This is a genomic window from Delftia sp. WSY_10 (assembly GCF_043104705.1).
Taxonomy (GTDB): Bacteria; Pseudomonadota; Gammaproteobacteria; order Burkholderiales; family Burkholderiaceae_C; genus Comamonas; species Comamonas tsuruhatensis.
In genome coordinates this window covers 682,568-709,516 of the sequence record NZ_JBICKY010000056.1, presented here as the reverse complement: position 1 = coordinate 709,516, position 26,949 = coordinate 682,568, and the positions used below count along the sequence as shown (strand labels likewise).

21 protein-coding genes are annotated in these 26,949 nt (G+C 68.3%); 3 read left to right on the top strand and 18 right to left on the bottom strand.

The features are described 5' to 3' along the window. Positions 1 to 614: 614 nt before the first annotated feature. The gene (gene ggt / locus ACF8ML_RS25860; RefSeq protein WP_392408346.1) at positions 615 to 2,606 is read right to left on the bottom strand and encodes a gamma-glutamyltransferase; all 1,992 of its coding nucleotides are present in this window, start codon (positions 2,604 to 2,606) and stop codon (positions 615 to 617) included. A 325-nt stretch (positions 2,607 to 2,931) separates the two neighbouring features. Here ggt and ACF8ML_RS25855 point away from each other — a divergent pair, with 325 nt between their 5' ends. Together ACF8ML_RS25855 and ACF8ML_RS25850 are read left to right on the top strand one after the other, a co-directional pair. Then, complete coding sequence (locus ACF8ML_RS25855) at positions 2,932 to 4,716, top strand: NAD(P)/FAD-dependent oxidoreductase (protein ID WP_016454771.1); 1,785 nt, start codon at positions 2,932 to 2,934, stop codon at positions 4,714 to 4,716. After that, positions 4,713 to 5,282, top strand: a complete 570-nt coding sequence (locus ACF8ML_RS25850; protein WP_126311334.1) for a VUT family protein — start codon at positions 4,713 to 4,715, stop codon at positions 5,280 to 5,282. Before ACF8ML_RS25855 ends, ACF8ML_RS25850 begins: the two co-directional genes overlap by 4 nt. A 166-nt stretch (positions 5,283 to 5,448) precedes the next feature. Here ACF8ML_RS25850 and ACF8ML_RS25845 read toward each other — a convergent pair whose 3' ends face one another. After that, a complete protein-coding gene (locus ACF8ML_RS25845) occupies positions 5,449 to 6,825 on the bottom strand; it encodes an amidohydrolase (protein ID WP_392408345.1) in 1,377 nt (458 codons plus the stop codon). A gap of 96 nt (positions 6,826 to 6,921) precedes the next feature. On the opposite strand from ACF8ML_RS25845, the gene ACF8ML_RS25840 reads away from it, so the two are divergent. Beyond that, positions 6,922 to 7,941 carry a GlxA family transcriptional regulator gene (locus ACF8ML_RS25840; protein ID WP_392408344.1) on the top strand — a complete coding sequence of 340 codons (1,020 nt, stop codon included), beginning with the start codon at positions 6,922 to 6,924 and terminating at the stop codon, positions 7,939 to 7,941. A gap of 50 nt (positions 7,942 to 7,991) precedes the next feature. Here the strand turns inward: ACF8ML_RS25840 and ACF8ML_RS25835 are convergent, their stop codons facing one another. The 16 genes from ACF8ML_RS25835 to ACF8ML_RS25760 form a co-directional block, all read right to left on the bottom strand. Continuing rightward, positions 7,992 to 8,987: a tripartite tricarboxylate transporter substrate binding protein gene (locus tag ACF8ML_RS25835; protein ID WP_392408343.1), complete on the bottom strand. Its 996-nt coding sequence runs from the start codon at positions 8,985 to 8,987 to the stop codon at positions 7,992 to 7,994. Positions 8,988 to 9,141: 154 nt separating this feature from the next. Beyond that, entirely contained in the window at positions 9,142 to 10,071 is a 930-nt protein-coding gene (locus ACF8ML_RS25830; protein ID WP_392408342.1) for a 2-hydroxyacid dehydrogenase, read from the bottom strand. Positions 10,072 to 10,079: 8 nt separating this feature from the next. After that, positions 10,080 to 10,850, bottom strand: a complete 771-nt coding sequence (locus tag ACF8ML_RS25825; RefSeq protein ID WP_012203336.1) for a class II aldolase/adducin family protein — start codon at positions 10,848 to 10,850, stop codon at positions 10,080 to 10,082. A gap of 59 nt (positions 10,851 to 10,909) precedes the next feature. Continuing rightward, positions 10,910 to 12,454 carry a class I adenylate-forming enzyme family protein gene (locus ACF8ML_RS25820; RefSeq protein ID WP_392408341.1) on the bottom strand — a complete coding sequence of 515 codons (1,545 nt, stop codon included), beginning with the start codon at positions 12,452 to 12,454 and terminating at the stop codon, positions 10,910 to 10,912. Between the two features lie 86 nt (positions 12,455 to 12,540). Continuing rightward, positions 12,541 to 13,527, bottom strand: a complete 987-nt coding sequence (locus tag ACF8ML_RS25815) for a tripartite tricarboxylate transporter substrate binding protein (protein WP_016450812.1) — start codon at positions 13,525 to 13,527, stop codon at positions 12,541 to 12,543. 125 nt (positions 13,528 to 13,652) lie between these two features. Next, the gene (locus ACF8ML_RS25810; RefSeq protein ID WP_126311330.1) at positions 13,653 to 14,585 is read right to left on the bottom strand and encodes an electron transfer flavoprotein subunit alpha/FixB family protein; all 933 of its coding nucleotides are present in this window, start codon (positions 14,583 to 14,585) and stop codon (positions 13,653 to 13,655) included. A gap of 14 nt (positions 14,586 to 14,599) precedes the next feature. Next, positions 14,600 to 15,349, bottom strand: a complete 750-nt coding sequence (locus ACF8ML_RS25805; RefSeq protein WP_070080669.1) for an electron transfer flavoprotein subunit beta/FixA family protein — start codon at positions 15,347 to 15,349, stop codon at positions 14,600 to 14,602. 122 nt (positions 15,350 to 15,471) lie between these two features. After that, positions 15,472 to 16,446, bottom strand: a complete 975-nt coding sequence (locus ACF8ML_RS25800) for a nitronate monooxygenase family protein (protein WP_012203331.1) — start codon at positions 16,444 to 16,446, stop codon at positions 15,472 to 15,474. 7 nt (positions 16,447 to 16,453) lie between these two features. Further along, positions 16,454 to 17,467, bottom strand: a complete 1,014-nt coding sequence (locus ACF8ML_RS25795) for a Bug family tripartite tricarboxylate transporter substrate binding protein (protein ID WP_392408340.1) — start codon at positions 17,465 to 17,467, stop codon at positions 16,454 to 16,456. Positions 17,468 to 17,532: 65 nt separating this feature from the next. Then, positions 17,533 to 18,552: a tripartite tricarboxylate transporter substrate binding protein gene (locus ACF8ML_RS25790; RefSeq protein WP_016450303.1), complete on the bottom strand. Its 1,020-nt coding sequence runs from the start codon at positions 18,550 to 18,552 to the stop codon at positions 17,533 to 17,535. Between the two features lie 118 nt (positions 18,553 to 18,670). Next, positions 18,671 to 19,921 carry a CaiB/BaiF CoA-transferase family protein gene (locus tag ACF8ML_RS25785; RefSeq protein WP_016450302.1) on the bottom strand — a complete coding sequence of 417 codons (1,251 nt, stop codon included), beginning with the start codon at positions 19,919 to 19,921 and terminating at the stop codon, positions 18,671 to 18,673. A 175-nt stretch (positions 19,922 to 20,096) separates the two neighbouring features. Then, entirely contained in the window at positions 20,097 to 20,897 is an 801-nt protein-coding gene (locus ACF8ML_RS25780) for an oxepin-CoA hydrolase, alternative type (RefSeq protein ID WP_013804147.1), read from the bottom strand. A 16-nt stretch (positions 20,898 to 20,913) separates the two neighbouring features. After that, positions 20,914 to 22,050: an acyl-CoA dehydrogenase family protein gene (locus ACF8ML_RS25775; protein WP_046240841.1), complete on the bottom strand. Its 1,137-nt coding sequence runs from the start codon at positions 22,048 to 22,050 to the stop codon at positions 20,914 to 20,916. Positions 22,051 to 22,070: 20 nt separating this feature from the next. Continuing rightward, positions 22,071 to 23,267, bottom strand: coding sequence for an acyl-CoA dehydrogenase family protein (locus tag ACF8ML_RS25770; RefSeq protein WP_016450299.1), 1,197 nt, complete (start codon positions 23,265 to 23,267; stop codon positions 22,071 to 22,073). A 10-nt stretch (positions 23,268 to 23,277) separates the two neighbouring features. Continuing rightward, positions 23,278 to 24,474, bottom strand: a complete 1,197-nt coding sequence (locus ACF8ML_RS25765) for an acetyl-CoA C-acyltransferase (protein ID WP_151020248.1) — start codon at positions 24,472 to 24,474, stop codon at positions 23,278 to 23,280. A 108-nt stretch (positions 24,475 to 24,582) separates the two neighbouring features. Continuing rightward, a complete protein-coding gene (locus ACF8ML_RS25760) occupies positions 24,583 to 26,700 on the bottom strand; it encodes a 3-hydroxyacyl-CoA dehydrogenase NAD-binding domain-containing protein (protein ID WP_392408339.1) in 2,118 nt (705 codons plus the stop codon). Positions 26,701 to 26,949 lie beyond the last annotated feature (249 nt).

The following is a 26,949-nucleotide window of genomic DNA, read 5'->3' as shown; positions in this document are numbered from 1 at the left end:
AAGCAGTCCTGTCCTTCGGCAGGACTGCAACCCCGCAACCACCACGCCGCAGGCGCTGACATACGGGGGAGTTTTTCGGGCCGTCGCTGCGCTCGGCCCCGGTTTGAAGCCGAGCGGAGCGATGGCGCCGGCTGTTGGCTGTTGGCTGCTGGCTGTTGGCTGTTGGCTGTTGGCTGTTGGCTGCTGGCTGTTGGCTGTTGGCTGTTGGCTGTTGGCTGTTCCCCAGCCTCCCCCTTCTGCCCACGCCTGCGTTGGGCGGGATGCGGGGTGGCAGCCCTGCCGAAGGACAGGGCTGCTTCGTTGTCTAGCTTGCCGCAGTTGTTTGAACGGATTGCGCCGCAGGCGCAAGGAGTGAGTTCTGCGGCACACCCCGCATCCCGCCCAACGCAGGTCGCCCGCAGCGAAGCGAAGGGTCGTGGGCAGTTCGGGGCGCGCTTCTTTGCCCCGCTTTCTTGTCGCGCGACAAGAAAGCGGGTCGGCTGCCGGGCCGAACCCCGGCCTCGAAAAACAACCACCCGGCAGGGTCAAAAAAAGACCCACCAGCAAACCAGCAAAAAAGGCGCCACCAGCATCCCTGCCAGCAGCGCCTTCCTCAGTCAATCATCAGACCAAAATCAGCGAACGGTATCGCCCAGAACAAGCCCTTCACGGCGCGGATCAGCCCCACCTTCCAGCTGCGCCTGCCCATTGCGCTGCACCCGCAAGATGGTGCCAATACCGCTGGACTGCGCACTGATGGACACCACATGGCCCAGGGCACGCAGGCCGCTGACCAGCGGATCGTCGTTGCCGCCATTGGCCGTGTTGATGTTGGGGTGCTCGCCGCCCACGTTGGTGGTCGGGCTGTTGGCCGCGCCGAAGTCCACCATCGACGTGGCCTGCTGCGCATCCAGACCCCAGTCCAGCGCGCCGACCAGGGTCTTGGTCACGTACTGGATGATGGTGCTGCCGCCCGGCGAGCCCGTGGCCATCTTGAAGTCGCCGGCGGTGCCGTCGGTCTTCAGGTCGAACACCAGCGTGGGCGCCATGGAGCTGCGCGGGCGCTTGCCCGGCTGCACGCGGTTGGCGACCGGGCCGTCGGCGGTGCTGGGGATGGCCGCGAAGTCGGTCAGCTGGTTGTTGAGCACGAAGCCGCGCGTGACGTGAAAGGACCCCATGCTGGACTCCACCGTGGTCGTCATGCTCAGCGCGTTGCCCTTGGCATCGACGATGCTCATGTGCGTGGTGCCGGCCTCCTTGACATCGACCACGCCCTGCGAAGGCGTGCCGAAGTTGCCTGCCTGGGCCGTGCCCATGCTCTTGGTGGTGGAGATGAGGGCGGCGCGCTGGCGCAGGTAGCTCTTGTCCAGCATCAGGGCCGGCGAGCCGCCGGGCAGGGACACGAAGTCGGTGTCGGCCACGTACTTGTCACGGTCGGCATAGGCCAGGCGCAGGGCTTCGCTGACCAGGTGCACGCCCATCACCGAGGGCTTGCCGCCCTCGCCATCGATGGCCGTGGGCGCATAGGCCTTGAGGTCGAAGTTCTCCAGAATGCCCATGGCCTGGGCCACGGCAATGCCGCCGGACGACGGCGGCGGCATGCTGCAGACCATGTAGCGCGCGCGGTAGGTGGTGCAGACGGCTTCGCGGCGCTTGGCCTCGTAGCTGGCCAGGTCCTGCAGCGTGGTCTTGCCGGGGGTGATGGGCGCACCGTCCGAGACGGTCTGCGTCACGCCCACCTTGCTGACGATGGCCTGGGCCAGGTCGCCACGGTAGAAGGCATCGGCACCGCCCGTGGCGATGCTGCGCAGCGTGTCGGCATAGGGCTGGTTGACGAACTTGGCGCCCAGCGCCAGCGGCTTGCCCTGGGCATCGAAGTACAGCTTGGCGGCATCGGCATCGCGCGCCAGCTCCGTCTTGGAGCCCTCCAGCGCGGCGGCCATGCGGCCGCTGATGGGAAAGCCCTTGCTGGCCAGGTCGATGCCCGAATTGAACAGCTGGGGCCACGCGGTCTTGCCGTAGTCCTTGTGCGCGAGTTCCAGCATGCGCACCACGCCCGGCGTGCCGATGGAGCGGCCGCTGGAGCGCGCCGAAGGCTTGGGCGCGGTCTGGTCGGTGGCATCGTCCACGTAGCGCAGGTAGTTTTCCGTGGCGGCAGCCGGAGCAGTCTCGCGGCCGTCATAGGCCACGACCTTGCCCGTGGCCGCATCGCGGTAGAGCATGAAGGCGCCACCGCCGATGCCGCTGGACTGCGGCTCCACCAGGCCCAGCACCATCTGCACGGCCACGGCCGCATCCACGGCCGAGCCGCCGGACTTGAGCACCTCGCAACCGGCCTTGGACGCCAGCGGGTTGGCCGTGACCACCATGTACTTGGAGGTGTGCAGGGCCTTCTTGCCGAGGCGGTAGCCCGACGAGGGTTCGGGTGCAGCCGGATCACCGGGCAGGCCCGAGCCCACGACCACGCTGCCATCGCCCGAGGTGATGGCGCAGGCCGCCAGGTCGTCCTGGCCCAATCCGCCATTGCCACCACCACCGCCGCACGATGCGAGGAACAGCGGCGTGGCGGCCGCAAGGCCGATCCACTGCCATGCAGGCAGGCGTTGCCTGGAAGGGGGTTGCTTCATGAAATGTCTCCTTGTGGTGCGTGGAATGCGTTGATCTTGTTCACCTGGGGCAGCACCCGCCCGCAGGCTTGCCGCGAGCTTACATCCGTTCCACCACCACTTCGCGCAGATGCAGCCACCCCGTCAGACCGGGGCTGAAGGACCCCGCTCGCGGATGGCCGGCCCTGCATGCAAGGTCCGTGCCCGGACCGGGACGGCACCAGGACCAGGAATATCTGGCGGAAAATCCGAACCCGAGCACACCCCAAGGCTGTGCGGCCCGCAGCCTGTGCGGTCGCCCACTTTGGCTTACCATCGCCGGCCCTCTGCTTGATAGGTACAAGCCATGATCCGCGTCTCTGAACTGAAACTGCCCCTGTCGGCGGTGCAATACCACCCCGACAGCCACACCGAATATCTGCCCCTGGAGCCGCTGCGCGCCCTGGCCGCGCGCCAGCTGGGCATTGCCGAGGAGGCCATTGCCTCCGTGCATGTGCACAAGCGCAGCTTCGATGCGCGCAAGTCCGAGCTGCTGGCCGTCTACATCGTCGACCTGACGCTGGCCGACGAAAGCCAGGAAGCCGCGCTGCTGGAGCAGTTCTCCAGCCATGCCCATGTGAACCCCACGCCCGACATGCGCTGGCATGCCGTGGGCCAGGCGCCTGCCGACCTGCAGCGCCGGCCTGTGGTGGTGGGCTTCGGGCCCTGCGGCATTTTTGCGGCCCTGGTGCTGGCGCAGATGGGCTTCAGGCCCATCGTGATCGAGCGCGGCCGCTCGGTGCGCGAGCGCACCCAGGACACCTGGGGCCTGTGGCGCAAGCGCGAGCTGGTGCCCGAGTCCAATGTGCAGTTCGGCGAAGGCGGCGCAGGCACCTTCTCCGACGGCAAGCTCTACAGCCAGATCAAGGACCCGCGCCACCTGGGCCGCAAGGTGATGCAGGAATTCGTCACCCACGGCGCGCCGCCCGAGATCCTCTATGCCGCGCATCCGCACATCGGCACCTTCAAGCTGGTGAAGGTGGTCGAGGGAATACGCGAGGAGATCATCCGCCTGGGCGGCGAGATCCGCTTCGGCCAGCGCGTGTGTGACATGCGCATCGAGGGCGAGGGCAAGGACCGCCGTCTCACCGCCCTGGAAGTGCTGGACCAGGACAGCGGCGAGCGCCAGTGGCTGGAGACCGACCATGCCGTGATGGCCCTGGGCCACAGCTCGCGCGACACCTTCGCCATGTTCTACGAGCGCGGCGTGCACATGGAGGCCAAGCCGTTCTCGGTGGGCTTTCGCATCGAGCATCCGCAAAGCGTGATCGACCGCGCGCGCTGGGGCAGGCATGCCGGCCACCCGCTGCTGGGTGCGGCCGACTACAAGCTGGTGCACCACGCCAGCAACGGGCGCGCGGTCTACAGCTTTTGCATGTGCCCGGGCGGCACCGTGGTGGCGGCCACCAGCGAGCCCGAGCGCGTGGTCACCAACGGCATGAGCCAGTACTCGCGCGCCGAGCGCAATGCCAACGCCGGCATGGTCTGCGCCATCGACCCCTCCGACTACCCGCGCGATGCCAAAAGCTTTGCCTGGGCCTTCGACGGCAAGACCCATGGCGTGGAAAACCTCAAGGACGGCGAGCTGCACCCGCTGTCGGGCATCGTGCTGCAGCGCCAGCTGGAGACCAAGGCCTACCTGCTGGGCGGGCGCAACTACAACGCGCCGGGCCAGCTGGTGGGCGACTTCATCGCGGGCAAGGAATCGGCCGCGCTGGGCGAGGTCGAGCCCTCCTACAAGCCCGGCATCACGCTGACCAACCTGCACCACGTGCTGCCGGCCTACGCCATCGAGGCCATGCGCGAGGCGCTGCCCGCCTTCGGCAAGAAGATCCGCGGCTACGACATGCACGATGCCGTGCTCACCGGCGTGGAAACGCGCACCTCCTCGCCCGTGAAGATCGAGCGCGGCGCGGACTTCCACAGCCTGAACACGCGCGGCCTGTACCCGGCCGGCGAAGGCGCCAGCTACGCGGGCGGCATTCTGTCGGCCGGCGTGGATGGCGTCAAGGTGGGCGAGGCCGTGGCCTGCGCCATCCTCGGGCTGCCCCTGCCCTCGTCGGGGGCACGCGGCTCCGGTGGCGCAGCATGACACCGCGTCCGCCCCGTTTCGCCGCCCCCTCGCGCACCCAGCTGCTGGCCGCCATCGCGGCCATGGGCGTGGTGGTGCTGTCGTCCAACATCCTGGTGCAGTACGCCATCAACGACTGGCTGACCTGGGGCGCCATCACCTATCCGTTCGCCTTCCTGGTGAGCGAGCTGGTCAACCGCAGCTTCGGCCCGCAGCAGGCCCGGCGCGTGGCCTGGGTGGGCTTTGCCGTGGCCGTGGCCGCCTCGCTGGTGCTGGCGCCGCCGCGCATCGCGCTGGCCTCGGGCGCGGCCTTCATTGCCTCGCAGTGGCTGGACATCGGCGTGTTCCACCGCCTGCGTGCAGGCCGCTGGTGGCGTGCCCCCCTGGTGGCCACGCTGCTGGCCGCCTGCCTGGACACCTTCCTGTTCTGGAGCATCGCCTTCGCAGGCTCCGCCGAGCCCTGGATGACCTGGGCCCTGGGCGACCTGGGCGTGAAGCTGGTGCTGGGCGTGGCGCTGCTGCTGCCGTTCCGCCTTGCCATCGCCCGGTGGTGGAAAGGCCCATCGGCAATCGCCAGCGCCAAATAAAGCCGACGCGGTTCGCACGGACTCGATCTCAAGCCAGGGGCACCGAGCAAGGGCCTACGCCGGCCGCGCCGCCCCGCAGCGCGGGTGCCGTCCCCCTCCCGCGTAGCGAGAGAGGGGGCGCCGTGCAACGGGAAGCGGCGTCCGCCGCTCAGGGGGAGTCCAATAACTATGGGTTGCGCTGCAGATAGTCCACGGCCAGCGCGGCCAGTGAGCGCGCGCCCGTGGGCAGTTGCTTCTCGTCGATGTCGAACAGCGGCGAGTGGTTGGACGGCGCCTTGGCAAAGTCCTGGCCGGCCGGCGGCGCGCCCAGGAAGTAGAAGAAGCCCGGAACCACCTTCTGGAACTCCGAGAAATCCTCGGAGCCGCTGACCTTGGGAATCACCATGGCCTTGCCGCCCATGGCCAGCTTGAGCGCGGGCAGCGAGGCCTCGGTCAGTGCTGCGGGGTTGGTGGTCACCGGATAGGCCACGGGACCGAAGCGCACCTTGGCCTTGGCGCCGCTGGAGGCCGCGATCTGCTCGGCCGTGGCGGTGATGCGCTTGTGCGCCTCCTGGCGCATGTCCTCGTCGAAGGTGCGCAGCGTGCCTTGCATCTCCACGTTGTCCGGGATGATGTTGTAGCGCGTGCCGCCCTGGATGGAGCCGATCGTCAGCACGGCAGGCTCCAGGCTGATGTTGAGCTGGCGGCTGACCACGGTCTGCAGGCCCAGCACCACCTGGCTGGCCGCGACGATGGGATCGACCGCATTCCACGGCGACGAGCCATGGCCGCCCCGGCCCTCGACCTGGATGCTGAGGCTGTCCGAACCCGCCATCAGCGGCCCGCTGCGGTAGCCCACCATGCCCGAGGGCAGGTTGGCCGTGATGTGCAGGCCGTAGATGGCCTGCACGTCCTTGAGCACGCCGGCCTCCACCATGGCCTTGGCGCCGAAGCTGGGCACATGGCCGTGGGCATCGGCCTCCACGGGAGCGCCTTCCTCGGCGGGCTGGAAGATGAACTTCACCGTGCCGGGCAGCTTGGCGCGCATGCCGGCCAGCGCCTCGGCCGCGCCCATGAGCATGGCCACGTGGGCATCGTGCCCGCAGGCATGCATGACCGAAACTTCCTTGCCCATGTACTGGGCCTTGGCCTTGGAGGCAAAGGGCAGGCCGGTCTTCTCGGCCACGGGCAGCGCATCCATGTCGGCACGCAGCGCCACGGTCTTGCCCGGCTGGCCGCCGCGCAGCACGCCCACCACGCCCGTGCCGCCCACGCCGGTCTGCACCTCCATGCCCAGGCGGCGCAGGTGATCGGCCACCACCTTGGCCGTGCGTTCTTCCTGCCCCGACAGTTCGGGGTGCTGGTGGATGTCGCGGCGCCACTCCACCATCTTGGGCGCCAGCGGCTGGATAGCGGCATCCAGGGCCGCCAGGCCCTGTGCATCGAGCCCCTGGGCGCTGGCCGCCAGTGGCAGGCCGCAGGTCAGCAGCCCGGCCAGGGCGATGGAGCGCAGGCCTGTGCGCGGGAAGGAGGAAGGCTTTGTCTCGGCGCTGGTGTGGAGCATCTTCGTGGTCCTGGAAAGTGGCACAAGCAGCCATGCTAAAAGTGAAGCACGTATGACGGGCACGTCAAAATCGCCATTCGAGGAGCCAGAACCGCCATGCCCCGGACCTTTGTCATCGAGCTGCCCTGCCTGGAGCACAGCGCCATCGGCCACGCCGCGCACCTGGTGGAGATGCTGCGCAGCGCCAACCTGGTCGCCAGCCTGCGCCTGGGCCGGCGCGCACCGCGCTTTGGCTGGCGCTGGGCCGACGGCCAGGGCCGGCCCCTGCCCACCATGCCGCACGCGGACGAAGGCGCGGCAGCCGAAGGGCCCGCGCAGGCCGTCTTCGTGAGCGCGCTGCACTGCCCTGACATTCCCTCCATCCGCGACATCGTCGCCGCGCATCCGGCCCTCGTGCGCCGCATCACCACGGCCTTCGACCAGGGCCTGGCCGTCTGCACGCTGGGCAGCGCCGCCTGGTTTGCGGCAGCGGGCGGCCGCTGCCAGGGCCGGCTTGTGGCCCTGCCCTGGTATTTCATGGGCGGCTTCGGCCTGGACTTCCCGGGCATCGAACTGGCCGAGGGCCAGCCCTTCGTGGACGACAGGCCCTGGCTCAGCGCCTCCCACCCCGAGGCCCTGGCACCCATGGCCGTCGCGCTCACACGCCATGCCTTCGGCGACGACCTGGCCGCAGCGCTGGCCGCCGTGCTGCAGCCCGATGCCCAGCGCGAACGCGCCACCCGGGCCGCCCTGCAGGACCGCCGCATTCCCGCCACGCGCAACAGCGTGCTGGCCCATGCCATCGCCTGGCTGGAGGCGCGCGTGGAGCAGCCCTATGACCTGCAGGCCCTCGCGCACGCGGCATCCACCAGCCCGCGCACCCTGCTGCGCCACTTCCAGCAGGAACTGGGCCACAGCCCGCTGGACCACCTGCACCGCCTGCGCTGCGCACGGGCCCGGGTGCTGCTGGAGATCACGCTGGAGAGCGTGCCGTCCGTGGCGCTGGCCTGCGGGTATGGGGATGCCTCGGCGTTTCGGCGGGTGTTCTTGCGGTATGTGGGGATGGCGCCTGCTGCCTATCGGGAAAGGCATGCGTTGAGGGCGCCCAGGAGGCGGTGGAGGGTGGGGGCTGCCTGATTGTTTGTGCCCCTGCCGGGTCAAAAAACAGACCCGAGAACAAGAAAGACTCAGTCCACCGTCACCTTCGCCTCCCGAATCACCCTCCCCCACTTCTCCGTCTCGGCAGCAATGAACCGATCGCACTCCTCAGGCGTGGACCCCTCCGCAAACGTCCCCATCACCTGCTCCAGCCGCTGCGACACCTCGGCACTGCGGATGATGCGCGACACCTCGGCGGACATGCGCTGCACGATCTCGCGCGGCACGCCGGCCGGCGCGATCATGGCCGCCCAGGTGCTGCCCAGCAGGCCGTCGTAGCCCTGCTCCACGAAGGTGGGCACGTCGGGCAGCGCGGCCAGGCGCTTGTCGCTGGCCACGCCGATGAGGCGGATGCGGCCGGCCTTGGCGGGCTGGATGAGGTTGGGCGGCGGGTCCAGGAACAGCGGGATCTGGCCGCCCATGAGGTCGGCCAGCGCGGGCGCGGCGCCCTTGTAGGGCACGTGGACCATGTCCGTCTTGGTGAGCAGCTTCATCAGCTCGGTGGTCAGGTGGGCGCTGGAGCCGCTGCCCGAGGAGCCGAAGCCCACCTTGCCGGGATTGGCCTTGGCATAGGCGATCAGCTCGGGCGTGGTCTTGAACGGCGCGTTCATGGCCACGGCAGCGACCAGGGGCGAGACGCCCATGAGCGAGACGCCGACCAGGTCCTTCTTCGGGTTGTAGGGCAGCTTGGGATAGAGCGTGGTGTTGGCCGCATAGGCCGCGATGACCACGCCGAAGGTGTGCCCGTCCGGCGCGGCCTTGGCGATCTGGTCCACGCCGATGATGCTGTTGGCACCAGGCTTGTTCTCCACGATGACGGGCTGGCCCAGGGCCTTTTGCAGGCCGACCTGCAGCAGGCGCGCCATCTGGTCGGTGAAACCGCCTGCCGTGTACGGAACGATGATGCGGATGGGCTTGGAGGGCCAGGGGCTCTGGGCCCAGGCCAAGGGGGCCAGCACGGTGGTGGCTGCTGCAGCGGCGGCAGCGGTAGATTGCAAAAAGCCGCGGCGGGAAGTCGAAGGCATGGTGTCTCTGGATTCTTCTAAGTTGAAAAATGGCCCCCACGCTACCCTTGCTGCGCAAGGTCCGCTGCCCCCCAAGGGGGCCGCTTTTCATCTTGGGGCGGCCCGGCGATGAAAAAACGCCACGCAACAGCGCAGCGTCGGATGGAAAAAGGGCTCAGTACCCCCGCGCCACATCCACAAGGTTGAGCAGCGGCTCGCCCGCGCGCAGGCGGCGCAGGTTCTCCAGGCACTGGCGCGCCACGGTGTCGGCCGAGGCCTGGGCCGCGATGTGCGGCGTGACAAAGGCCTTGGGATGGGCCCAGACCTTGTTGCCGGGCTGGGGCGGCTCGTCGCGCAGCACGTCCAGCGCGGCGCCTGCCAGGTGGTCTTCGTCGAGCAGGGCCAGCAGGTCGTCTTCCACCACCTGTTCGCCGCGCCCCACGTTGATGAAGTAGGCACCACGCGGCAGCAGGGACAGGGTGCGGCGGTCCAGCAGGTCGCGCGTCTCGGGCGTGAGCGGCAAGGCGCAGACCAGGATGTCGCTGGTGGACAGCAGCTGCTTCAGACCTTCGGCACCGCTGTGCGTGGCCAGGCCTGCAATGCTCTTGGCGCTGCGGCTCCAGCCTGCGACGGGGTAGCCGATGGCCTGCATGGCGCCGGCCACGAAGCGGCCGACCTCGCCCAGGCCCAGGATGCCCACGCGGCAGTCTGCGCTGGCGCGCACGGGGCGGCGCAGCCAGTCGCCGGCCTGCTGCTGGCGCGCGAACAGGTCCAGCTCGCGCGTGTGGCGCAGCGCGGTGCCCACCACGTACTGGGCGATCTCCACATGCTGCTGCGGATCGACGGTGCGCGCCACGGGCAGGCCGGCCGGCAGGTCGGGCACGGCCAGCAGCTTGTCCACGCCCGCGCTGGGCGCGCACAGCAGCTTCAGGCCCGGATAGGCCGGCAGCACGCCCGGCTTGAGGCTCCAGGCGAGCATGGCCTCGACCGCATCGGCCGGCGCCTCCTCGCGGTGGCCCCAGACCTGCACGCCGGGCGCCAGCGCGCGCAGCGAGTCGACGATGGGCGCGCCCATGCTCGGGTGGATATTGACCAGAATTCCCATGGTTTCCTTCAGTCCTTGTAAGAAGGGTCTATGCGGTCCAGGCGGCGCAGCAGGCCGGGCCAGGCCAGGCCTGCGCCCTTGCCCTTGGTGACCTGGCGCGACTGGTTGACCGCGTCGGCAATGATGTCCTGCGGGATGCGCGTGAGCTCGCCGCCGCCCGACTGCGCCAGGATCTGGATGCGGCAGGCCGACTCCAGCGTGTACATGGCCAGCACGGCCTCGGCCACGTTGCGGCCGCAGGTCAGCAGGCCGTGGTTGCGCAGGATGAGGAAGTTGCTGGCGCCCAGGTCATCGACCAGGCGCGGCTTCTCGTCGTCGCGCAGGGCCACGCCTTCGTAGTCGTGGTAGGCCAGGCGCGCCAGCGGGAAGATGGACTGCTGCGAGATGGGCAGCAGCCCTTCCTTCTGCGCCGAGACGGCCACGCCATAGCGCGTGTGCGTGTGCAGCACGCACTGCACCTCGGGGCGGCCGTCGTGGATGGCGCTGTGGATGACGAAGCCGGCCGGGTTGACGTCGTATTCGGTCTCCATCAGCGGCCGGCCCTCGTGGTCCACCTTGACCAGGCTGGACGCGGTGATCTCGTCGAACAGCATGCCGTAGGGGTTGATCAGGAACTGGTCGGGCTGGCCCGGCACGCGCGCCGAGATGTGGGTGAAGATCAGGTCGTCCCAGCCGAAGTGGGCGACCAGCCGGTAGGCGGCGGCCAGCTCGATGCGGGTCTGCCATTCCTCGGCCGTCACCTGGCGGCGGACCTCGGACATCGTGGTGTCGTTGCTCATGGGGTGTACCTCTTGGTGGACATCGTGGTGGACATCGTTTGGAGAAAGCCTCCGCCGGTTCAGCGCCCCGTCGCGTACTGGTCGCGCAGCTCGCGCTTGAGCACCTTGCCGATGGCGCTGCGCGGCAGCTCGGCAATGAAGCGCAGGTCCGCCAGGCGCTGGGTCTTGCCGGCCCGCTGGTTGTACCAGCCCATGATGTCCTCGGGCAGGGCCGGCTGCCCCGCGCGCGACACCACGTAGGCCACGGGCGTCTCGCCCCATTGCTCGGAAGGCACGCCGACCACGGCCACGTCGTCCACGGCCGGGTGGGCGCGCAGCTGGGTTTCCAGGTCGCTGGGGTAGATGTTGAAGCCGCCGCTGATGATCATGTCCTTGCGGCGGTCGAACAGGGTGAGGAATCCATCGGCATCGAAGCGGCCCACGTCGCCCGTGCGGATGAAGCGCTTGCCCGTGGGGTCGAACCATTCGGCTTCGCGCGTCTTGGCGGGCTGGCCGTGGTAGCCGGTCATCATGCTGGCAGAGTGGCCCACGACCTCGCCATCCTCGCCCGGGGCGACCTCGCGGCCGTCCTCGTCGATGAGGCGGATGTCATGGCCCTCGGCGGGCTTGCCCACGGTGTGCAGCTTGTCCGGGTGCAGATGGGCTTCGAGGATGCAGGTGCCGCCGCCTTCGGTCATGCCGTAGAACTCGGTCAGGCTGCCGGGCCAGCGCGCCACCACGTCGGCCTTGAGCTCGGCCCGGAACGGCGCGCTGGTGCAGAACTTGGCGCGGAAGCTGGACAGGTCATGCTCGCCGAACTGCGGCAGCGCCATGATGCGCTGGTACTGCACGGGCACCAGCATGGTGTGGGTGACGCGGTGCTGCTGGGCCAGCTGCAGGTAGCGGGCCGCGTCGAACTTGGGCATCAGTACCACGCAGCCGCCGCTGCCCAGCGTGGGGAAGAACACCACCAGCGTGGTGTTGGAGTACAGCGGCGTGGCCAGCAGCGTCGTGCCCTCGGGGCCGTAGCCGTAGACGCTGCCCCGGTTGATGTGGGCCCAGCGCATGCCGTGCGACTGCACGATGCCCTTGGGGGTGCCCGTGGTGCCCGAGGAATAGATGATGTTGAACGGCGCGGCCGGCTCCACGCTCACGGGCGCGGGCTGCGCGCCTTCGGGCGCCAGCCAGTCGTCAAAGGCCCGGCCGGGCGCGGCGCTGTCCAGCGAGATGCATTGCAGGGCGCCGTCGGCAGGCACCAGGTCCTGGGCCGCCTTGTCGAGGAACAGGTGGCGCGCCTGGGCATCGCGCAGCATGGAGGCCAGGCTGTCGGCCGTGGAGGACGGCGCCAGCGGCGCAACCACCACGCCCGCGCGCAAGGCGCCCAGGAACAGCGCGGCATAGCGCACCGAGTTCAACGCGCAGATGGCAATCGCCTGGCCAGGCTGCACGCCGTCGCGCTGCAGCGCGGTGGCCACGCGGTCCATGAGGGCGTCAAGCTGCGCGTAGCTCAGCGTCTGCTGGTCGTCGCGCAGCGCGGCATGGGCCGGCTGCTGGCGCGCGTGGCTGCGGATCAGCTCGGCCAGCGTGGTGAAGGGCGCATCGGGCGAAGGCAGGGTAACAGTCATGAGGGGCTCCGTTCCAGGAATTCACGAATCTCAAGCGGACTGCGCCCGCCAGCCCCCTGGCCCTGCGGGCGCGTTGGAGGACAGGCCTACTTGGCGGCCAGGCCCAGGCGGTCGATCAGGACCTTGTCCTTGGCATAGGCCTCGCGCACCCACTGCGCATAGTCGGCGCCGGAGCGGTACCAGGCGTCCTGGTTCAGCTGCTTGAGCACCTCGATGTGGCGCGGGTCATCCATGGCTTTCTTGAAGGCGTCGTGCAGCTTGCGCACCACGGCCGGGTCCATGCCCTTGGGGCCGGCCAGTCCGTAGGGCGAGGTGGAGACCACGCCATAGCCCAGCTCCTTGGCCGTGGGCACGTCGGGCCAGCGCTGGGTGCGCTTTTCGCCGAAGGTCATGAGCAGGCGCATCTGGCCGCCATCCACATAGGTGTCCCAGCCCGAGGCATCGCTTTGCGCGGCCACGTGGCCGCCCAGCAGGGCCTGCTGCAGGTCGGCGTTGCCCTTGAAGGGCACGTGGTTGAGCGTGACCTTGGCGTTCTCGGCCAGCTCCTCCATCAGCAGGTGGGGCGAGGAGCCTATGCCGGTGGAGCCGTACTCGATCTTGCCGGGGCTCTTGCGCGCGGCGGCAATGTATTCGTTGAAGCTCTTGTAGGGCGAGTCCGAGCGCACCGTGAAGCCGAAGGTGTAGCCCGAGACGCCGATGATGTAGGTGAAGTCCGTGACCGGGTTCCAGGCCGTCTTCTGCATGTGCGCCATGCGCAGCATGGACATGGGGAACTGGGTGATGGTGTAGCCATCGGGCTTGGCCGTGCGGGACATGTTGCCCGGGCCCAGCGTGCCGCCCGCGCCGGGCTTGTTCTCCACGATGATGGCCTGGCCCAGCTGCTTGCCCGCGATGTCGGCCAGGGTGCGCATGTGGCGGTCGGTGGAGCCGCCTGCGGGGAAGGGCACGATCAGCGTGATCGGGCGCGTGGGAAAGTCGCTGGCCTGGGCCCATGCCGGCGCGCTGGCGCCCGTGGTGGCCACAAAGACAACAGCCGCAAGCGCAAGGCTGCGGCGGCCAATGGAAATCTGCATGTCTGTCTCCTGCATCTCTGAACCAGGTGGGGCCGGGGCACATGCCTTGTGTGCCGCTCTGGCCAGGGCCCGGATACTTCACCCGGGCCCGTTGGCACCGCCTCCCGGTGCGGCGCCTTGCATTCTTACAGCGACTGCACCAGCTCGGGCACGGCCTGGAACAGGTCGGCTTCCAGGCCGTAGTCGGCCACCGAGAAGATCGGTGCCTCGGGGTCCTTGTTGATCGCCACGATCACCTTGGAGTCCTTCATGCCGGCCAAGTGCTGGATGGCGCCGGAAATACCGGCCGCAATGTACAGCTGGGGCGCCACGATCTTGCCGGTCTGGCCGACCTGCAGGTCATTGGGCGCATAGCCTGCGTCCACCGCTGCGCGGCTGGCGCCGATGGCGGCGCCCAGCTTGTCGGCCAGCGGGGTCATGACCTCGTTGAACTTCTCGCTGCTGCCCAGCGCGCGGCCGCCGGAGACGATGATCTTGGCGGCCGTCAGCTCGGGGCGGTCGCTCTTGGTCACTTCACGGCCCACGAAGCTGCTCTTGCCGCTGTCGCCAGCGGCGGCCAGCTGCTCCACCTGGGCGCTGCCGCCCGTGGTGGCCGCTGCGTCAAAGCCCGTGCCACGCACGGTGATGACCTTGATCTTGTCGCTGCTTTGCACCGTGGCAATGGCGTTGCCCGCGTAGATGGGGCGCTCGAAGGTGTCGGCGCTGTCCACCTTGGTGATGTCGCTGATCTGGGCCACGTCCAGCTTGGCGGCCACGCGCGGCGCGGCGTTCTTGCCGCTGGCGGTGGCGGGGAACAGGATGTGGCTGTAGTTCGAGGCAATCGCCAGCACTTGCGCCGCGATGTTCTCGGCCAGGCCGTCCTTCAGGCTGGCGCCATCGGCGTGGATGACCTTGGCAACGCCAGCGATCTGGGCCGCGGCCTGCGCGGCGGCGCCGGCATTCTCGCCCGCCACCAGCACATGCACGTCGCCGCCGCAGGCCAGGGCCGCAGTGACGGTGTTGAGCGTGGCGCTCTTGATGGAAGCGTTGTCGTGTTCTGCAATAACGAGGGATGTCATGTCTGCGAATTCCTTTAGATGACCTTGGCTTCGTTCTTGAGCTTGCTGACCAGGGTCGCCACATCGGGCACCTTCACGCCAGCGCCGCGCTTGGCGGGCTCGGCCACCTTGAGCGTCTTCAGGCGCGGGGCGACATCGACGCCCAGCTCTTCAGGCTTGACCGTGTCCAGCTGCTTTTTCTTGGCCTTCATGATGTTGGGCAGCGTGACGTAGCGCGGCTCGTTCAGGCGCAGGTCGGTGGTGATGACGGCCGGCAGGCTCAGGGCCAGGGTTTCCAGGCCGCCGTCCACTTCACGCGTGACATTCACCTTGTCGCCAGCGACTTCGACCTTGGAGGCGAAGGTGGCTTGCGGCAGGTCGGCCAGGGCCGCCAGCATCTGGCCGGTCTGGTTGGCATCGTCGTCGATGGCCTGCTTGCCCAGGATGATCAGGCCGGGCTGCTCCTTGTCCACCAGGGCCTTGAGCAGCTTGGCGACGGCCAGGGGCTGCAGCTCCTCGGTGGTCTCCACCAGGATGCCGCGGTCGGCACCGATGGCCATGGCCGTGCGCAGGGTTTCCTGGCACTGGGCCACGCCGCAGGAGACGGCGATGACTTCGGTGACCACGCCCTTTTCCTTGAGGCGAACGGCTTCTTCGACGGCGATTTCGTCAAAGGGGTTCATGCTCATCTTGACGTTGGCGATGTCCACGCCCGTGCCGTCCGACTTCACGCGGACCTTCACGTTGTAGTCCACGACACGTTTGACGGGTACAAGGATTTTCATGAGAAAGCTCTTTCCTGGTTTTTGAAGTACGACCTACGCAAGAAGGAACAAGGCAAGCGGCTTGCCATGGGGCGCAGCACGTTGTCGCATCCTGTTTGCGTAAGTCCTGTGAAGATGGGCGGTCAGCGGGCCAGGCCGGCCAACCGCTCGTTGATCAGTGCATGGGCCTGGTCCATGATGCCGGAGATCAGCTGCTGGACCGTGGGCACGTCGTTGATCAGGCCGGCCACCATGCCACAGGACCAGACGCCTGCGTCCATGTCGCCGTCATGCATGATGCGCGGATAGACGCCGGCCACCTCGGGCGCGATGTCGGCAAAGGTGATGGCCGCGCCCAGCTCGCGCTCCTTTTGCAGCAGGCGCTCGGTGGCCGGGTTGGTCAGCACGCGCTCGGTGTTGCGCAGCGGGCGCATGACCAGGCGCGTGTCCAGCTCGCTGGCCGCGACGATGGCCTGCTTGACGTTGTCGTGCACGGGCGCTTCCTGGGTGGCGATGAAGCGCGTGCCCATGTTGATGCCCTCGGCGCCCAGCGCCAGCGCAGCCACCAGCGAGCGGCCGTCGGCCATGCCGCCCGAGGCGACAAAGGGAATCTTCAGTTCTTCGGCCGCGCGCGGCAGCAGGATGAAATTGGGAATGTCGTCCTCGCCCGGATGGCCGCCGCATTCGAAGCCGTCCACGCTGATGGCGTCGCAGCCGATGGCCTCGGCCTTGAGCGCATGGCGCACCGAGGTGCACTTGTGGATGACCTTGATGCCGGCTTCCTTGAGCGCGGGCAGCCATTTCTGCGGGTTGTTGCCCGCCGTCTCCACGACCTTGACGCCGCCTTCGATGATGGCCTTGACGTAGCCCGGGTAGTCGGGCGGGTTGACCGAGGGCAGGAAGGTCAGGTTGACGCCGAAGGGCTTGTCCGTCATCTCGCGGCAGCGCGCGATCTCGCGCGCCAGCAGTTCGGGCGTGCGCTGGGTCAGGCCCGTGATCAGCCCCAGCCCGCCCGCGTTGGAGACAGCGGCGGCCAGTTCGGCCAGGCCCACATGGTGCATGCCCCCCTGGATGATGGGGTGCTCTATGCCAAAGAGTTCGGTGATGCGTGTCTTCATGTCGATGTCACTCCACTGCAATGCCCTTGTCGCGGATCAGCTGGCCCCAGCGCGTGTAGTCCTGCTGGATGCGCTGGCCCAGCTGGGCGGGGTTCTGGTAGGCGGCGATGGCGCCTGCGTTGAGCAGCTTGTCCTGGATGTCCTTGTCGGCCAGGATCTGCTGAACTTCGCTGGCGATGCGGTCGACCACGGCCTTAGGCGTGCCCTGGGGCGCCAGCAGGCCGCCCCAGGAGACGGCGTCGTAGCCCTTGATGCCCTGCTCGGCAATGGTCTTGGTGTCGGGCAGCATGGCCACGCGCTGGGGCGATCCCACGGCGATGGCGCGCAGCTTGCCGGCCTGGATGTGGGGCAGCGCGGCCACGAGGTCGGCATACATGATGGGCACCTGGCCGCCGATGGTGTCGGTGATGGCGGGCACGCCGCCCTTGTAGGGCACGTGCTGCATGTCGAAGCCGGCCATCTGCTTGAGCAGCTCCATGCTCAGGTGGCCGAAGCTGCCTGCGCCCGAGCTGGTGTAGTTGAGCGCGACCTTCTGCGCCTTGGCGTGGGCGATCAGGCTCTTGAGGTCGGTGACATCGGGCAGCAGCGTGGGGTTGACCACGATGACGATGGGCAGGTCATAGACCGTGGCCACGGGCGTGAAGTCCTTGACGGTGTCGTAACCGGCCTTCTTGTACAGGTGCGGCGCCAGCAGCGTGGGCGTGGCCAGCATCATCAGCGTGTAGCCGTCGGCCGGGCTCTTGGCGACCTGCACGGCCGCGATGGAGCCGGAGGCGCCGGGGCGGTTTTCCACCACCACGGTCTGCTTCAGACGCTCGCCCAGCTTCTGGCCCACGATGCGCGATGCCGTGTCGGTGGGGCCGCCCGCCGGGAAGGGCACGACCAGCCGCAGCATCTTGCTGGGCCAGCCGGTCTCGGCCAGGGCGCCGCCGGCCATGCCGGCCAGCAGCGGGGCTGCGGCCAGGGCCAGAACGCTGCGCCGCGTGGGGCGTGCCGGGGATGCGGGATTGCGCGTGTACATGAAGTCTCCTCTCAAAGCTGTCTCAGCAGTCGTCGGTGGCGGCCCGCTGCTGCGGGCCGGAAAAATCAATCAAGCTTCGCGCCGGCTTCCTCCACCAGCGCCTTCCAGATCGGCATGTCGCGCTGGTAGTTCTCGCGGAAGGCCTGCGGGCTGTTCATCAGCGGCATGAAGCCTGCTCCCACGGTGCGCTCCAGCACCTTGGGGTCCTTGGCGATTTCGCGCAGGTGGCCGTAGAGCTGGTCCACGATCTCCTTGGGCACGCCGGCCGGTGCGCCCATGGCCACCCAGCCGTAGATGGCGTAGGCGTCGTCGGTGACGCCCTGTTCATGGATGGTGGGCAGCTTGGGCAGGATTTCCATGCGCTCCTTGCCGGTGACGCCGATGGCCTTGAGCTTGCCCGAGTCGATGAAGGGCTTGGTGTTGAGCGCGCTGGAAAAGCACATCTGCAGCTGGCCGCCGATCAGCTCCTGGATCATGGGTGCCTCGCCCTTGTAGGCGGCATGGGTCATGTCGGCGTCCATGGTCTTGCTCATGTAGGCACCGGCCAGATGGGCATACGAGCCCACGCCCCAGGAGCCGTACGAGAGCTTGCCCTTGTTGGCCTTCACGTAGGCCAGCAGTTCCTTCATGTTGTTGGCCGGCACCGAGGGATGGACCACCAGGGTGACGGGCGCCGCCGCGATCTGGGTGACCAGGGCGATGTCCTTTTGCGGGTTGTAGGGCAGCTTGGTGTAGAGGAACTGGTTGATCAGCATGGAGGTGCTGAGCGAGACCAGCAGGGTGTGGCCGTCGGCGGGCGCCTTGACCACGGCGTCCGTGCCCAGGATGCCGGCCGCGCCCGCGCGGTTGTCGATGACCACGGGCTGGCCCACGCGCCTGGCCAGGGCCTCGCCGATGGTGCGCGCAATGATGTCGGTGGCGCCGCCCGCGTTGAAGGGCACGACCACGCGGATGGGCTTGGTGGGCCACGCGGCCGGCTTGCCGGCCTGTGCGAGGGCGCTGGTGGCGCCCGTGGCCAGCAGGCTGGTGCCGCCGATGGCGGCCAGCCCTTGAAGAATGTCGCGGCGTGTGACTTGGTTGCTCATGGCTTTGTCTCCTGGGTGTTGCTGTCTATGGGTGCCGTCTTGGTGCGGCATGCAAACCTGGCGGGTCGGGAGCCGGGCATCAATGGCCCCCGTGCAATCAGTCGCGTGGTCGGTCCTCTTATCCCTGTTGCGCGGGGGTCTCGGGCAGGGTCAGCACGCCCTTGGACTGCAGCTGCTGCAGCTGCTCGTCGCTCATGCTCAGCAGCCGGTGCAGCACCTCGCGCGTGCCCTCGCCCAGCGTGGGCGGTGCATGGCGTATGGGCAGGCGCTGGCCGTCCAGGCGGTAGGGCGGCGCGAACACGGGCGTGGTGCCGACCACGGGGTGGGGCATGTCACGCAGCAGGCCGCCACGGCGCGTGCGCTCGCTGGTCAGGGCCTCGTGCAGGCCGGCCACACGGCCGCAGGGGATGCCGGCGGCCGTCAGGCGCTCCAGCAGCAGATCGCGCGGGAAGGAGCGGATCAGTTCCTTGAGCATGGGGCCCAGCTCCAGGCGGTTCTTGGCGCGGTTGACGTTGGTGGAGAAACGCTCGTCCTCGACGATGTCGGGGCGCATCACCACCTGGCGGCAGAACTTGTCGAACTGGGCGTTGTTGCCCACGGCGATGATCAGCGGGCCGTCGGCCGCCTCATACATGCCGTAGGGAACGATGGAGGGGTGGGCATTGCCGTAGCGCTCGGGGTCATGGCCGAGCTGCATGGCGTCCAGGCCGTAGTAGCCGGTGATCATGATGCCGCTGTCGTACAGCGCCATCTCGATGAGGCGGCCCTTGCCCGTGCGCTCGCGGCGGAACAGCGCGGCCAGGATGGCCTGGGCCGCGTACATGCCGGTCATGAGATCGACCACGGCCACGCCGAACTTGAGCGGCGGCGTGCCGGCCTCGCCGTTGAGCGCCATGAGGCCCGCCTCGCCCTGGATGACCAGGTCGTAGCCGGGGCGCTTGGCCTCGGGGCCGCTGCTGTCATAGCCGGCCACGGCGCAGTAGATGATGCCGGGCTTGATGGCCTTGAGCTGTTCGTAGCCCAGGCCCAGCTTCTCGGCGCCGCCGGTCTTGAAGTTGTGGATGACCACGTCGAACTGGGGCAGCAGGTCGTGGACGATCTTCACGCCCTCGGGGGTCTGCAGGTCCAGCGTGATGGACCGCTTGTTGCGGTTCATGCTGTTGTAGTAGGTGGTCTCGGTCTTGCCGATGCGCAGGCCCCAGTCGCGCGTGTCGTCGCCGCGGCCCGGGTGCTCGACCTTGACCACTTCGGCGCCGAAGTCGGCCAGCACCATGCCGCACAGCGGCCCCGCGAACACGCGCGAGAGGTCGAGCACGCGCACACCCTCCAGCGGGAAGTCGATGTCGCCCGATTTTTCCTTGCTTGCCATCTTGTCTCCTTGAGATTCCTCTATTCAACAACGTCCATACGGCTCATAACCCTTGCAACTGGCGTGGCCCAAACCCGGGGCGCCTAGCAAGGGCCGCCCCGCAGCGAGGGCGCCGTCCCCCTCCCGCGTAGCGAGAGAGGGGGAAGCGGCGCAGCCGCTCAGGGGGTGCTTCATTTCAGCCGCGCAGCTTGGTGAAGTCGGCAGCGCGCTTTTCGAGGAAGGCGCCAATGCCTTCGCGCGATTCCTCGCTCTCCTGCGAGCGCACCATGTACTGCGCCTCCAGCTCCAGCTGCTCTTCCAGCGTGTTGCGCGGCGCCTGGCGGCACAGGTCCTTGATCAGGGCCATGGCCTGGTCGGGGCCGGTGGCCACCTGGGCGGCCAGCGCCACGGCGTCGGCCTGGGCCTGGCCCGGTTCGGACAGGCGGTTGACGGGGCCCAGGGCGTGCAGGCGCTCGCCGCTGATGCGCTCGCCGGTCAGGCACAGCTCGGTCAGCACCTGGCGCGAGACGAACTCGGCCAGGAAGGCGGTGGCGCCGCCATCGGGCGTGAGGCCGACCTTGACGTAGGCGACCGAGAACACGGCGTTCTTCGCCGCCACCAGCATGTCGCAGGCCAGGGCCAGCGACAGGCCCGCGCCGGCCGCCGCGCCTTCGACGGCGGCGATCACGGGCTTGGGAAAGTCGCGCACGCTGCGGATCAGGTCATGCAGGCCTTCGAGCTTGGCACGTCGCTCCTGCACAGGCAGCTCGCGGCGCTTGGCCAGCTGGCGCAGGTCGCCGCCCGCGCAGAAGTGGCCGCCCTCGCCCGTGAGCACCACGGCGCCCACGGTAGGGTCGGTCGCCGCGCTCTTGAGCGCCGCCGAGACGGCCGCGTAGAACTCGGGCGACAGCGCATTGCGCGCGGCCACGTTGTTGTTGGACAGCACCAGCACGGCGCCTTCGCGGCGGGTCAGCAGGACTTGGTTCGCTTCGGTCATGGCGGCTTTCCTTGGCTCAGTGTTGCGAGCCGAGTGCGATGTAGCGGGAGAGGTGATGGTCCTCGTCGCCGAACTGGTGGTCGATCATGACCAGGCGCTTGGCGTAGTGGGCCAGGGGCAGCTCCCAGGTCATGCCGATACCGCCATGCATCTGGATGCTTTCCTCGGCCACCAGGGTGCCGATGCGGCCGATGCTGTACTTGGCGGCCGACAGGGCCTTCTCGCGCGCCACGCGGTCTTCGTCCGCAATGGCGGCGGCCGCGTTGATCACGGCCGAGCGCGCCTGCTCCACTTCCAGCAGCAGGTCGGCCATGCGGTGCTGCAGGGCCTGGAAGCTGCCGATGGGCACGCCGAACTGCTTGCGCGTGCGCAGGTACTCCAGCGTCTGGTCCTTGGCCACGTCCATGGCGCCCACGGCCTCGGCGGTCAGCGCCAGCACGGCGTAGCCGCTGATACGTTCCAGCAGGGACAGGCCCCGGCCTTCTTCGCCCAGCAGGGCGTCTGCGCCGACCTGCACCTTGTCCAGCACCAGCTCGGCCGCGCGGCCGCCTTCGATGCGGTTGTAGCCGCGCTTTTGGATGCCTGCGGCATTGCCGGGGACCAGGAACAGGCTGATGCCGGCCTCGTCGTACTGGCTGCCCGAGGTGCGGGCCGAGACCAGCAGCAGGTCGGCCTTCTCGCCGAAGGCGACCACGCCCTTGGCGCCGTTCAGCACCCAGCCGTCGCCGCTGCGCACGGCCGTGGTGGCGACGTTGTTGAGCTCGTAGTGGCTGCCAGGCTCGTCATGGGCCAGGGCCGCGATGGACGTGCCGCCGATGATGGCTGCCAGCTGTTCCTTTTGCGCATCGCTGCCGGCCGCGATCAGGGCCTGGCCCACGACCAGGGCGCCCAGCAGCGGCTCGGCCACCAGGCCACGGCCCAGGCATTCGAAGACCACGCTGATGTCGAAGCCCTGGCCGCCGAAGCCGCCAGCGTCTTCCGGGAACAGCGCGCCGATGGCGCCGATGTCCGCGAACTGCCCGTACAGCAGCGGGCTGTGGCCTTCCTCGCCATAGGCGACGTGGTTGCGCGCCTCGATGGCGTACTGCTCGGAGACGAAGCGGTTGAGGCTGTCCGCCAGCATGCGGCGGTCTTCGGTGTGTTCGAAGTTCATGTTCCGTTTTCCTTGCCGGATCAGAGGCCGAGGATCATCTTGGAGATGATGTTCTTCTGGATTTCGTTGGAGCCGCCGAAGATCGACAGCTTGCGGTAGTTGAAGTACGCGGCGGCGGCCGTGGCGGCAGCCGCGTCGCCGATGGCGGGCTGGTCGTAGCCGGCCTGCAGGGCCTCTTCGATGAAGGGCGCGGCGTACGGCCCCATGGCGCGGCGCACCAGGGACAGGATTTCCTGGCGGATCTCGGTGCCGCGGATCTTGAGCATGGAGCTTTCGGCGCCCGGCACGCCGCCGCCGGCCACGGCGGCGATCACGCGCAGGTTGGTGGTCTTCATGTTCTCCAGGTCGATCTCGACCTTGGCCAGGCGGGCCGCGAACAGCGGGTCCTGCGTCAGCGGCTTGCCGTTGCGCAGCATGCGGCCGGCGACGGCCTTGAGCTTTTCCAGGCCGGCCACCGAGAAGCCCACGCCCGCGATGTTGGTGCGCTCGTAGGTCAGCAGGTACTTGGCGTAGGTCCAGCCCTTGTTCTCCTCGCCGACCAGGTTCTCCACGGGCACCCTGACGTCGGTGAAGAAGACTTCGTTGACCTCGTGCTCGCCGTCCAGCGTGATGATGGGGCGCACTTCCACGCCGGGCGAGTTCATGTCCACCAGCAGGAAGCTGATGCCCTGCTGCGCCTTGGCCTCGCGGTTGGTGCGCACCAGGCAGAAGATCATGTTGGCGTGCTGGCCCAGCGTGGTCCAGGTCTTCTGCCCGTTGACGATGTAGTGATCTCCATCGCGCACGGCCGACGTCTTGACCGAGGCCAGGTCCGAGCCCGAACCCGGCTCCGAATAGCCCTGGCACCACCAGTCGGCGCCATTGAGGATGCGCGGCAGCCAGTGGGCCTTCTGCGCCTCGTTGCCGTACTTGATCAGGACGGGGCCCAGCATGCTCAGCCCGAAGGGCACGATGCGCGGCGTGCCCGCCAGTGCGCATTCATGCTCGAAGATGAATTTCTGCACCGCGCTCCAGCCCGGGCCGCCGTGCTGCTCGGGCCAGTGGTTGGCCAGCCAGCCGCGCTCGTTGAGGATGGCGTGCCAGCGCTCCATGTCCTGCTTGGTCAGCTGCAGGCCGTTCTTGACCTTGTGCGACAGGTCCTCGGGCAGCTTGTCCTTGAGGAAGCCGCGAACCTCGTCGCGGAAGGCCAGTTCTTCAGTCGTAAATTGCAAATCCATTGCTGTGTCCTCAATAAATTTCGAACAGGCCTGCGGCGCCCATGCCACCAGCGATGCACATGGTGACCACGCCCCACTTGACTGACGCGTCCCGGGCCTTGCGGCGCCGGCCTTCCAGCAGGATGTGGCCGGCCAGGCGCGCACCCGTCATGCCGAAGGGATGGCCGATGGAGATGGCGCCGCCGTTGACGTTCAGGCGCTCGTTGGGAATGCCCAGCTTGCGCTGGCAGTACAGGGCCTGGGAGGCGAAGGCCTCGTTGAGTTCCCACAGGTCGATGTCCTCGACCTTGAGGCCGTGGCGCGCCAGCAGCTTGGGGACCGCGAAGACGGGGCCGATGCCCATTTCGTCAGGCTCGCAGCCGGCCACGGCAAAGCCGCGGAAGGCGCCCAGCGGGGACAGGCCCAGGCGCTCGGCCTGCCTGGCTTCCATCAGCACGCAGGCCGACGATCCATCGGACAGCTGCGAGGCATTGCCGGCCGTGATGAACTGGTCCGGGCCCTTGACGGGTTCCAGCTTGGCCAGGCCTTCCAACGTGGTGGAGGCGCGGTTGCAGTTGTCCTTGGTGGCGACCACGTCGCGGTAGGTGATCTCGCCCGTGTCCTTGTTCTTCTCGGCCATGCGCGTGGCGCAGGCAATGATTTCGTCCTTGAACAGGTCGGCGGCCTGGGCGGCGGCCGTGCGCTGCTGGCTTTGCAGCGAGAAGGCGTCCTGGTCCTCGCGGCTGATGCCGTAGCGGCGCGCCACGATGTCGGCCGTGTCGATCATGGCCATGTACAGCGCGGGCTTGTGCTCGACCAGCCAGGGGTCCATGTCGGTGGGCAGGTTGTTGCCGGGGCGGATGCCCGAGATGGTCTCGACGCCGCCGGCCAGCATGGCGTCCACGCCCTCGGCCACGATGCGGCCCGCCGCGATGGCGATGGACTGCAGGCCCGAGGCGCAAAAGCGCGTGATGGTCGTGCCCGCGATGGACAGGGGCAGCTCGGCGCGCAGCACGGTCTGGCGGCCCAGGTTGCGGCCCTGGAAGCCGTCGGGGTTGCCGCAGCCCAGGATCAGGTCCTCGATCATGGCCGGGTCGATGCCCGAGCGCTCGACCGCGGCCTTGACCGAGAAGGCCGCCAGCTGGGCAGCGGGCGTGACGTTGAACTCGCCGCGGTGCGACTTGGTCAGGGGCGTGCGGGCAGTGGAAACGATGACGGCTTCGCGCATGGTCGGTCCTTGCTTGTCTCTGGAAAATTGTTGTGGTTGTGCATGGCCCTGCCCGCTCTGCGTTGGACGGAGCGGGTCAAGGGCATGGCGGGGAAACGCGGGGGCGGCTTACGCTGCCTTGTTCAGGCTTTCGAAATCGCGGCCTTCGGCGACCAGCTTTTCGAGCAGGGGAGCGGGCTTCCAGAACAGCGCGTCTTCCTTGGCGAATTCGCGGATGTCGGCCAGCACCTTGTCCAGACCTTGCATGTCGGCCCACTTCATGGGGCCGCCACGAAAGCGCGGGAAGCCGTAGCCGGACAGGAAGGTCACGTCCACGTCCAGCGGGCGCAGGGCAATGCCCTCTTCCACCACCTTGGCGCCTTCGTTGACCATGGCGGCCATGTAGCGGCGCATGATTTCCTCAGGGGTGAATTGGCGCGGCGTCACGCCCTTCTTGGCGCGCTCGGCATCGACGATGGCCAGCACTTCGGGGTCGGGCTGGCCGACGCGTGCGCCCTGCGGGTAGAGGTAGAAGCCACGGCCCGTCTTCTGGCCGAACCAGCCGCGCTCGCAGACGCGGTCGGCCACTTCGACGTAGCGGGCCTTGGGATCGCGCGTGGCCGCGCGCCGCTTGCGCGTGGCCCAGCCGATGTCGCCGCCGGCCAGGTCGGTGACCTGGAACGGGCCCATCGGGTAGCCGAAGCCGCGCACGGCCTCGTCGATCTCGTAGGGGCTGGCGCCGTCTTCCATGATGTAGTCGGCAGCCTGCTTGTAGACGGCCAGGATGCGGTTGCCGATGAAGCCGTCGCAGACGCCGGCACGCACGGGCACCTTCTTCATGCGCTTGGCCAGCTCGAAGGCCGTGGTCACCACGTCGGGCGCCACCTTGGCGGGCACCACGATCTCCAGCAGCTTCATGATGTTGGCGGGGCTGAAGAAGTGCAGGCCGATCACGTCCTGCGGGCGCGAGGTCGCGGCGGCAATGGCGTCGATGTCCAGGTAGGAGGTGTTGGTGGCCAGCACGGCGCCGGGCTTGCAGACGCGGTCCAGTTCCTTGAACACGGCCTTCTTGACTTCGAGGTCCTCGAACACGGCCTCGATCACCAGGTCCACATCCTTGATGTCGTCATAGGAGGTGCTGGGTGTGTAGCGCGCCATGACGGCGGCCTTGGCCTCCTCGGTCATGCGGCCCTTGGCGATCAGGCCGTTGTAGACCTTCTCCACATTGGCCTGGCCGCGCGCGATGGAGTCGGCGTCGCGCTCGATCATGGTCACCGTGAGGCCCGCGTCCAGCGCGGACACCGTGATACCGGCGCCCATGGTGCCGCCGCCGATGACGGCGATCTTGGCAAAGTGGCGCGGCGCAGCGGCCTTGGCTTCGGGAATCTTGGCGGTTTCGCGCTCGGCGAAGAAGGCGTGGATCAGGCCGGCGCGCTGCGGGCTGTTCAGACATTCCACGAACAGGGCACGCTCCTTGGCGATGCCTTCGTCGAAGGGCAGCTCCACGGCGGCGCGCACGCATTCCACGATCTTCAGCGGCGAGAACAGGCCGCGGCTCTTCTTGGCGGTCTCGGCGGCCAGCGCGTCGAGTTCGGCCAGGGCGGCGGCCTTGTCGGCAATCTCGATGTCACGCGTGCGGCGCGGCGCGGTATTGGATGCCAGCAGCTCGTTGGCGTAGACCAGGCCTGCGGCCGTGGCGTCGGTGCCGTCCACCAGCTTGTCCACCAGGCCGGCGGCCAGCGCGGCCTTGGCCGACAGGTGCTTGCCGCTGAGCATGAGGTCGGCGGCCGCCTTCACGCCCATCAGGCGCGGTGCGCGCTGCGTGCCGCCAGCGCCGGGCAGCAGGCCCAGGTTGACTTCGGGCAGGCCGAGCTTGGCAGCCGGCAAAGCCAGGCGGTAGTGGGCCGACATGGCCACTTCCAGGCCGCCGCCCAGGGCCGGGCCATGGATGGCGGCGACCACGATCTTGTCGGAGGCTTCGAGGCGATTGAGCACCTCGGGCAGCGAGGGCGGCATGGCGGGCTTGCCGAATTCGCGGATGTCTGCTCCGGCGATGAAGGCCTTGCCCTCACCCACGATGAGCACGGCCTTGACGGCGGCATCCGATTCGGCCTGCTCCACGGCAGCCAGCAGGCCGGCGCGCACGGCCTGGCCCAGGGCATTCACGGGGGGGTTGTTGATGCTGACCACCAGCACAGCACCATCAAGGCGGGTCTGGACCACGGAAGCCTGGGCTTGTTCGCTCATCTGCATGTCTCCGAACTTGGGTTTTCCACTCAAAACATCCATTCTTGCCACGACAATGGTTCTTTACAATCCCATGAATGATTGACAGACTGTAAAAACGTATTTGACAGTGTTGAACACCCCCTGAGGCGCTTGCGCGCCTTCCCCCTCTCTGCTTGCTTCGCAAGGGAGGGGGACGACAGCCTCGGTGCGGGGCGGCGCGGCCGGCGTAGGCCCTTCCTCGCTGCCCCTGGCTTTGGAGCGCGCCAG

Excerpts from the sequence above, each read along its gene's own strand:
- ggt (WP_392408346.1), bottom strand. The coding sequence starts at position 2,606 with ATGAAGCAACCCCCTTCCAGGCAACGCCTGCCTGCATGGCAGTGGATC.
- ACF8ML_RS25855 (WP_016454771.1), top strand. The coding sequence starts at position 2,932 with ATGATCCGCGTCTCTGAACTGAAACTGCCCCTGTCGGCGGTGCAATAC.
- ACF8ML_RS25850 (WP_126311334.1), top strand. The coding sequence starts at position 4,713 with ATGACACCGCGTCCGCCCCGTTTCGCCGCCCCCTCGCGCACCCAGCTG.
- ACF8ML_RS25845 (WP_392408345.1), bottom strand. The coding sequence starts at position 6,825 with ATGCTCCACACCAGCGCCGAGACAAAGCCTTCCTCCTTCCCGCGCACA.
- ACF8ML_RS25840 (WP_392408344.1), top strand. The coding sequence starts at position 6,922 with ATGCCCCGGACCTTTGTCATCGAGCTGCCCTGCCTGGAGCACAGCGCC.
- ACF8ML_RS25835 (WP_392408343.1), bottom strand. The coding sequence starts at position 8,987 with ATGCCTTCGACTTCCCGCCGCGGCTTTTTGCAATCTACCGCTGCCGCC.
- ACF8ML_RS25830 (WP_392408342.1), bottom strand. The coding sequence starts at position 10,071 with ATGGGAATTCTGGTCAATATCCACCCGAGCATGGGCGCGCCCATCGTC.
- ACF8ML_RS25825 (WP_012203336.1), bottom strand. The coding sequence starts at position 10,850 with ATGAGCAACGACACCACGATGTCCGAGGTCCGCCGCCAGGTGACGGCC.
- ACF8ML_RS25820 (WP_392408341.1), bottom strand. The coding sequence starts at position 12,454 with ATGACTGTTACCCTGCCTTCGCCCGATGCGCCCTTCACCACGCTGGCC.
- ACF8ML_RS25815 (WP_016450812.1), bottom strand. The coding sequence starts at position 13,527 with ATGCAGATTTCCATTGGCCGCCGCAGCCTTGCGCTTGCGGCTGTTGTC.
- ACF8ML_RS25810 (WP_126311330.1), bottom strand. The coding sequence starts at position 14,585 with ATGACATCCCTCGTTATTGCAGAACACGACAACGCTTCCATCAAGAGC.
- ACF8ML_RS25805 (WP_070080669.1), bottom strand. The coding sequence starts at position 15,349 with ATGAAAATCCTTGTACCCGTCAAACGTGTCGTGGACTACAACGTGAAG.
- ACF8ML_RS25800 (WP_012203331.1), bottom strand. The coding sequence starts at position 16,446 with ATGAAGACACGCATCACCGAACTCTTTGGCATAGAGCACCCCATCATC.
- ACF8ML_RS25795 (WP_392408340.1), bottom strand. The coding sequence starts at position 17,467 with ATGTACACGCGCAATCCCGCATCCCCGGCACGCCCCACGCGGCGCAGC.
- ACF8ML_RS25790 (WP_016450303.1), bottom strand. The coding sequence starts at position 18,552 with ATGAGCAACCAAGTCACACGCCGCGACATTCTTCAAGGGCTGGCCGCC.
- ACF8ML_RS25785 (WP_016450302.1), bottom strand. The coding sequence starts at position 19,921 with ATGGCAAGCAAGGAAAAATCGGGCGACATCGACTTCCCGCTGGAGGGT.
- ACF8ML_RS25780 (WP_013804147.1), bottom strand. The coding sequence starts at position 20,897 with ATGACCGAAGCGAACCAAGTCCTGCTGACCCGCCGCGAAGGCGCCGTG.
- ACF8ML_RS25775 (WP_046240841.1), bottom strand. The coding sequence starts at position 22,050 with ATGAACTTCGAACACACCGAAGACCGCCGCATGCTGGCGGACAGCCTC.
- ACF8ML_RS25770 (WP_016450299.1), bottom strand. The coding sequence starts at position 23,267 with ATGGATTTGCAATTTACGACTGAAGAACTGGCCTTCCGCGACGAGGTT.
- ACF8ML_RS25765 (WP_151020248.1), bottom strand. The coding sequence starts at position 24,474 with ATGCGCGAAGCCGTCATCGTTTCCACTGCCCGCACGCCCCTGACCAAG.
- ACF8ML_RS25760 (WP_392408339.1), bottom strand. The coding sequence starts at position 26,700 with ATGAGCGAACAAGCCCAGGCTTCCGTGGTCCAGACCCGCCTTGATGGT.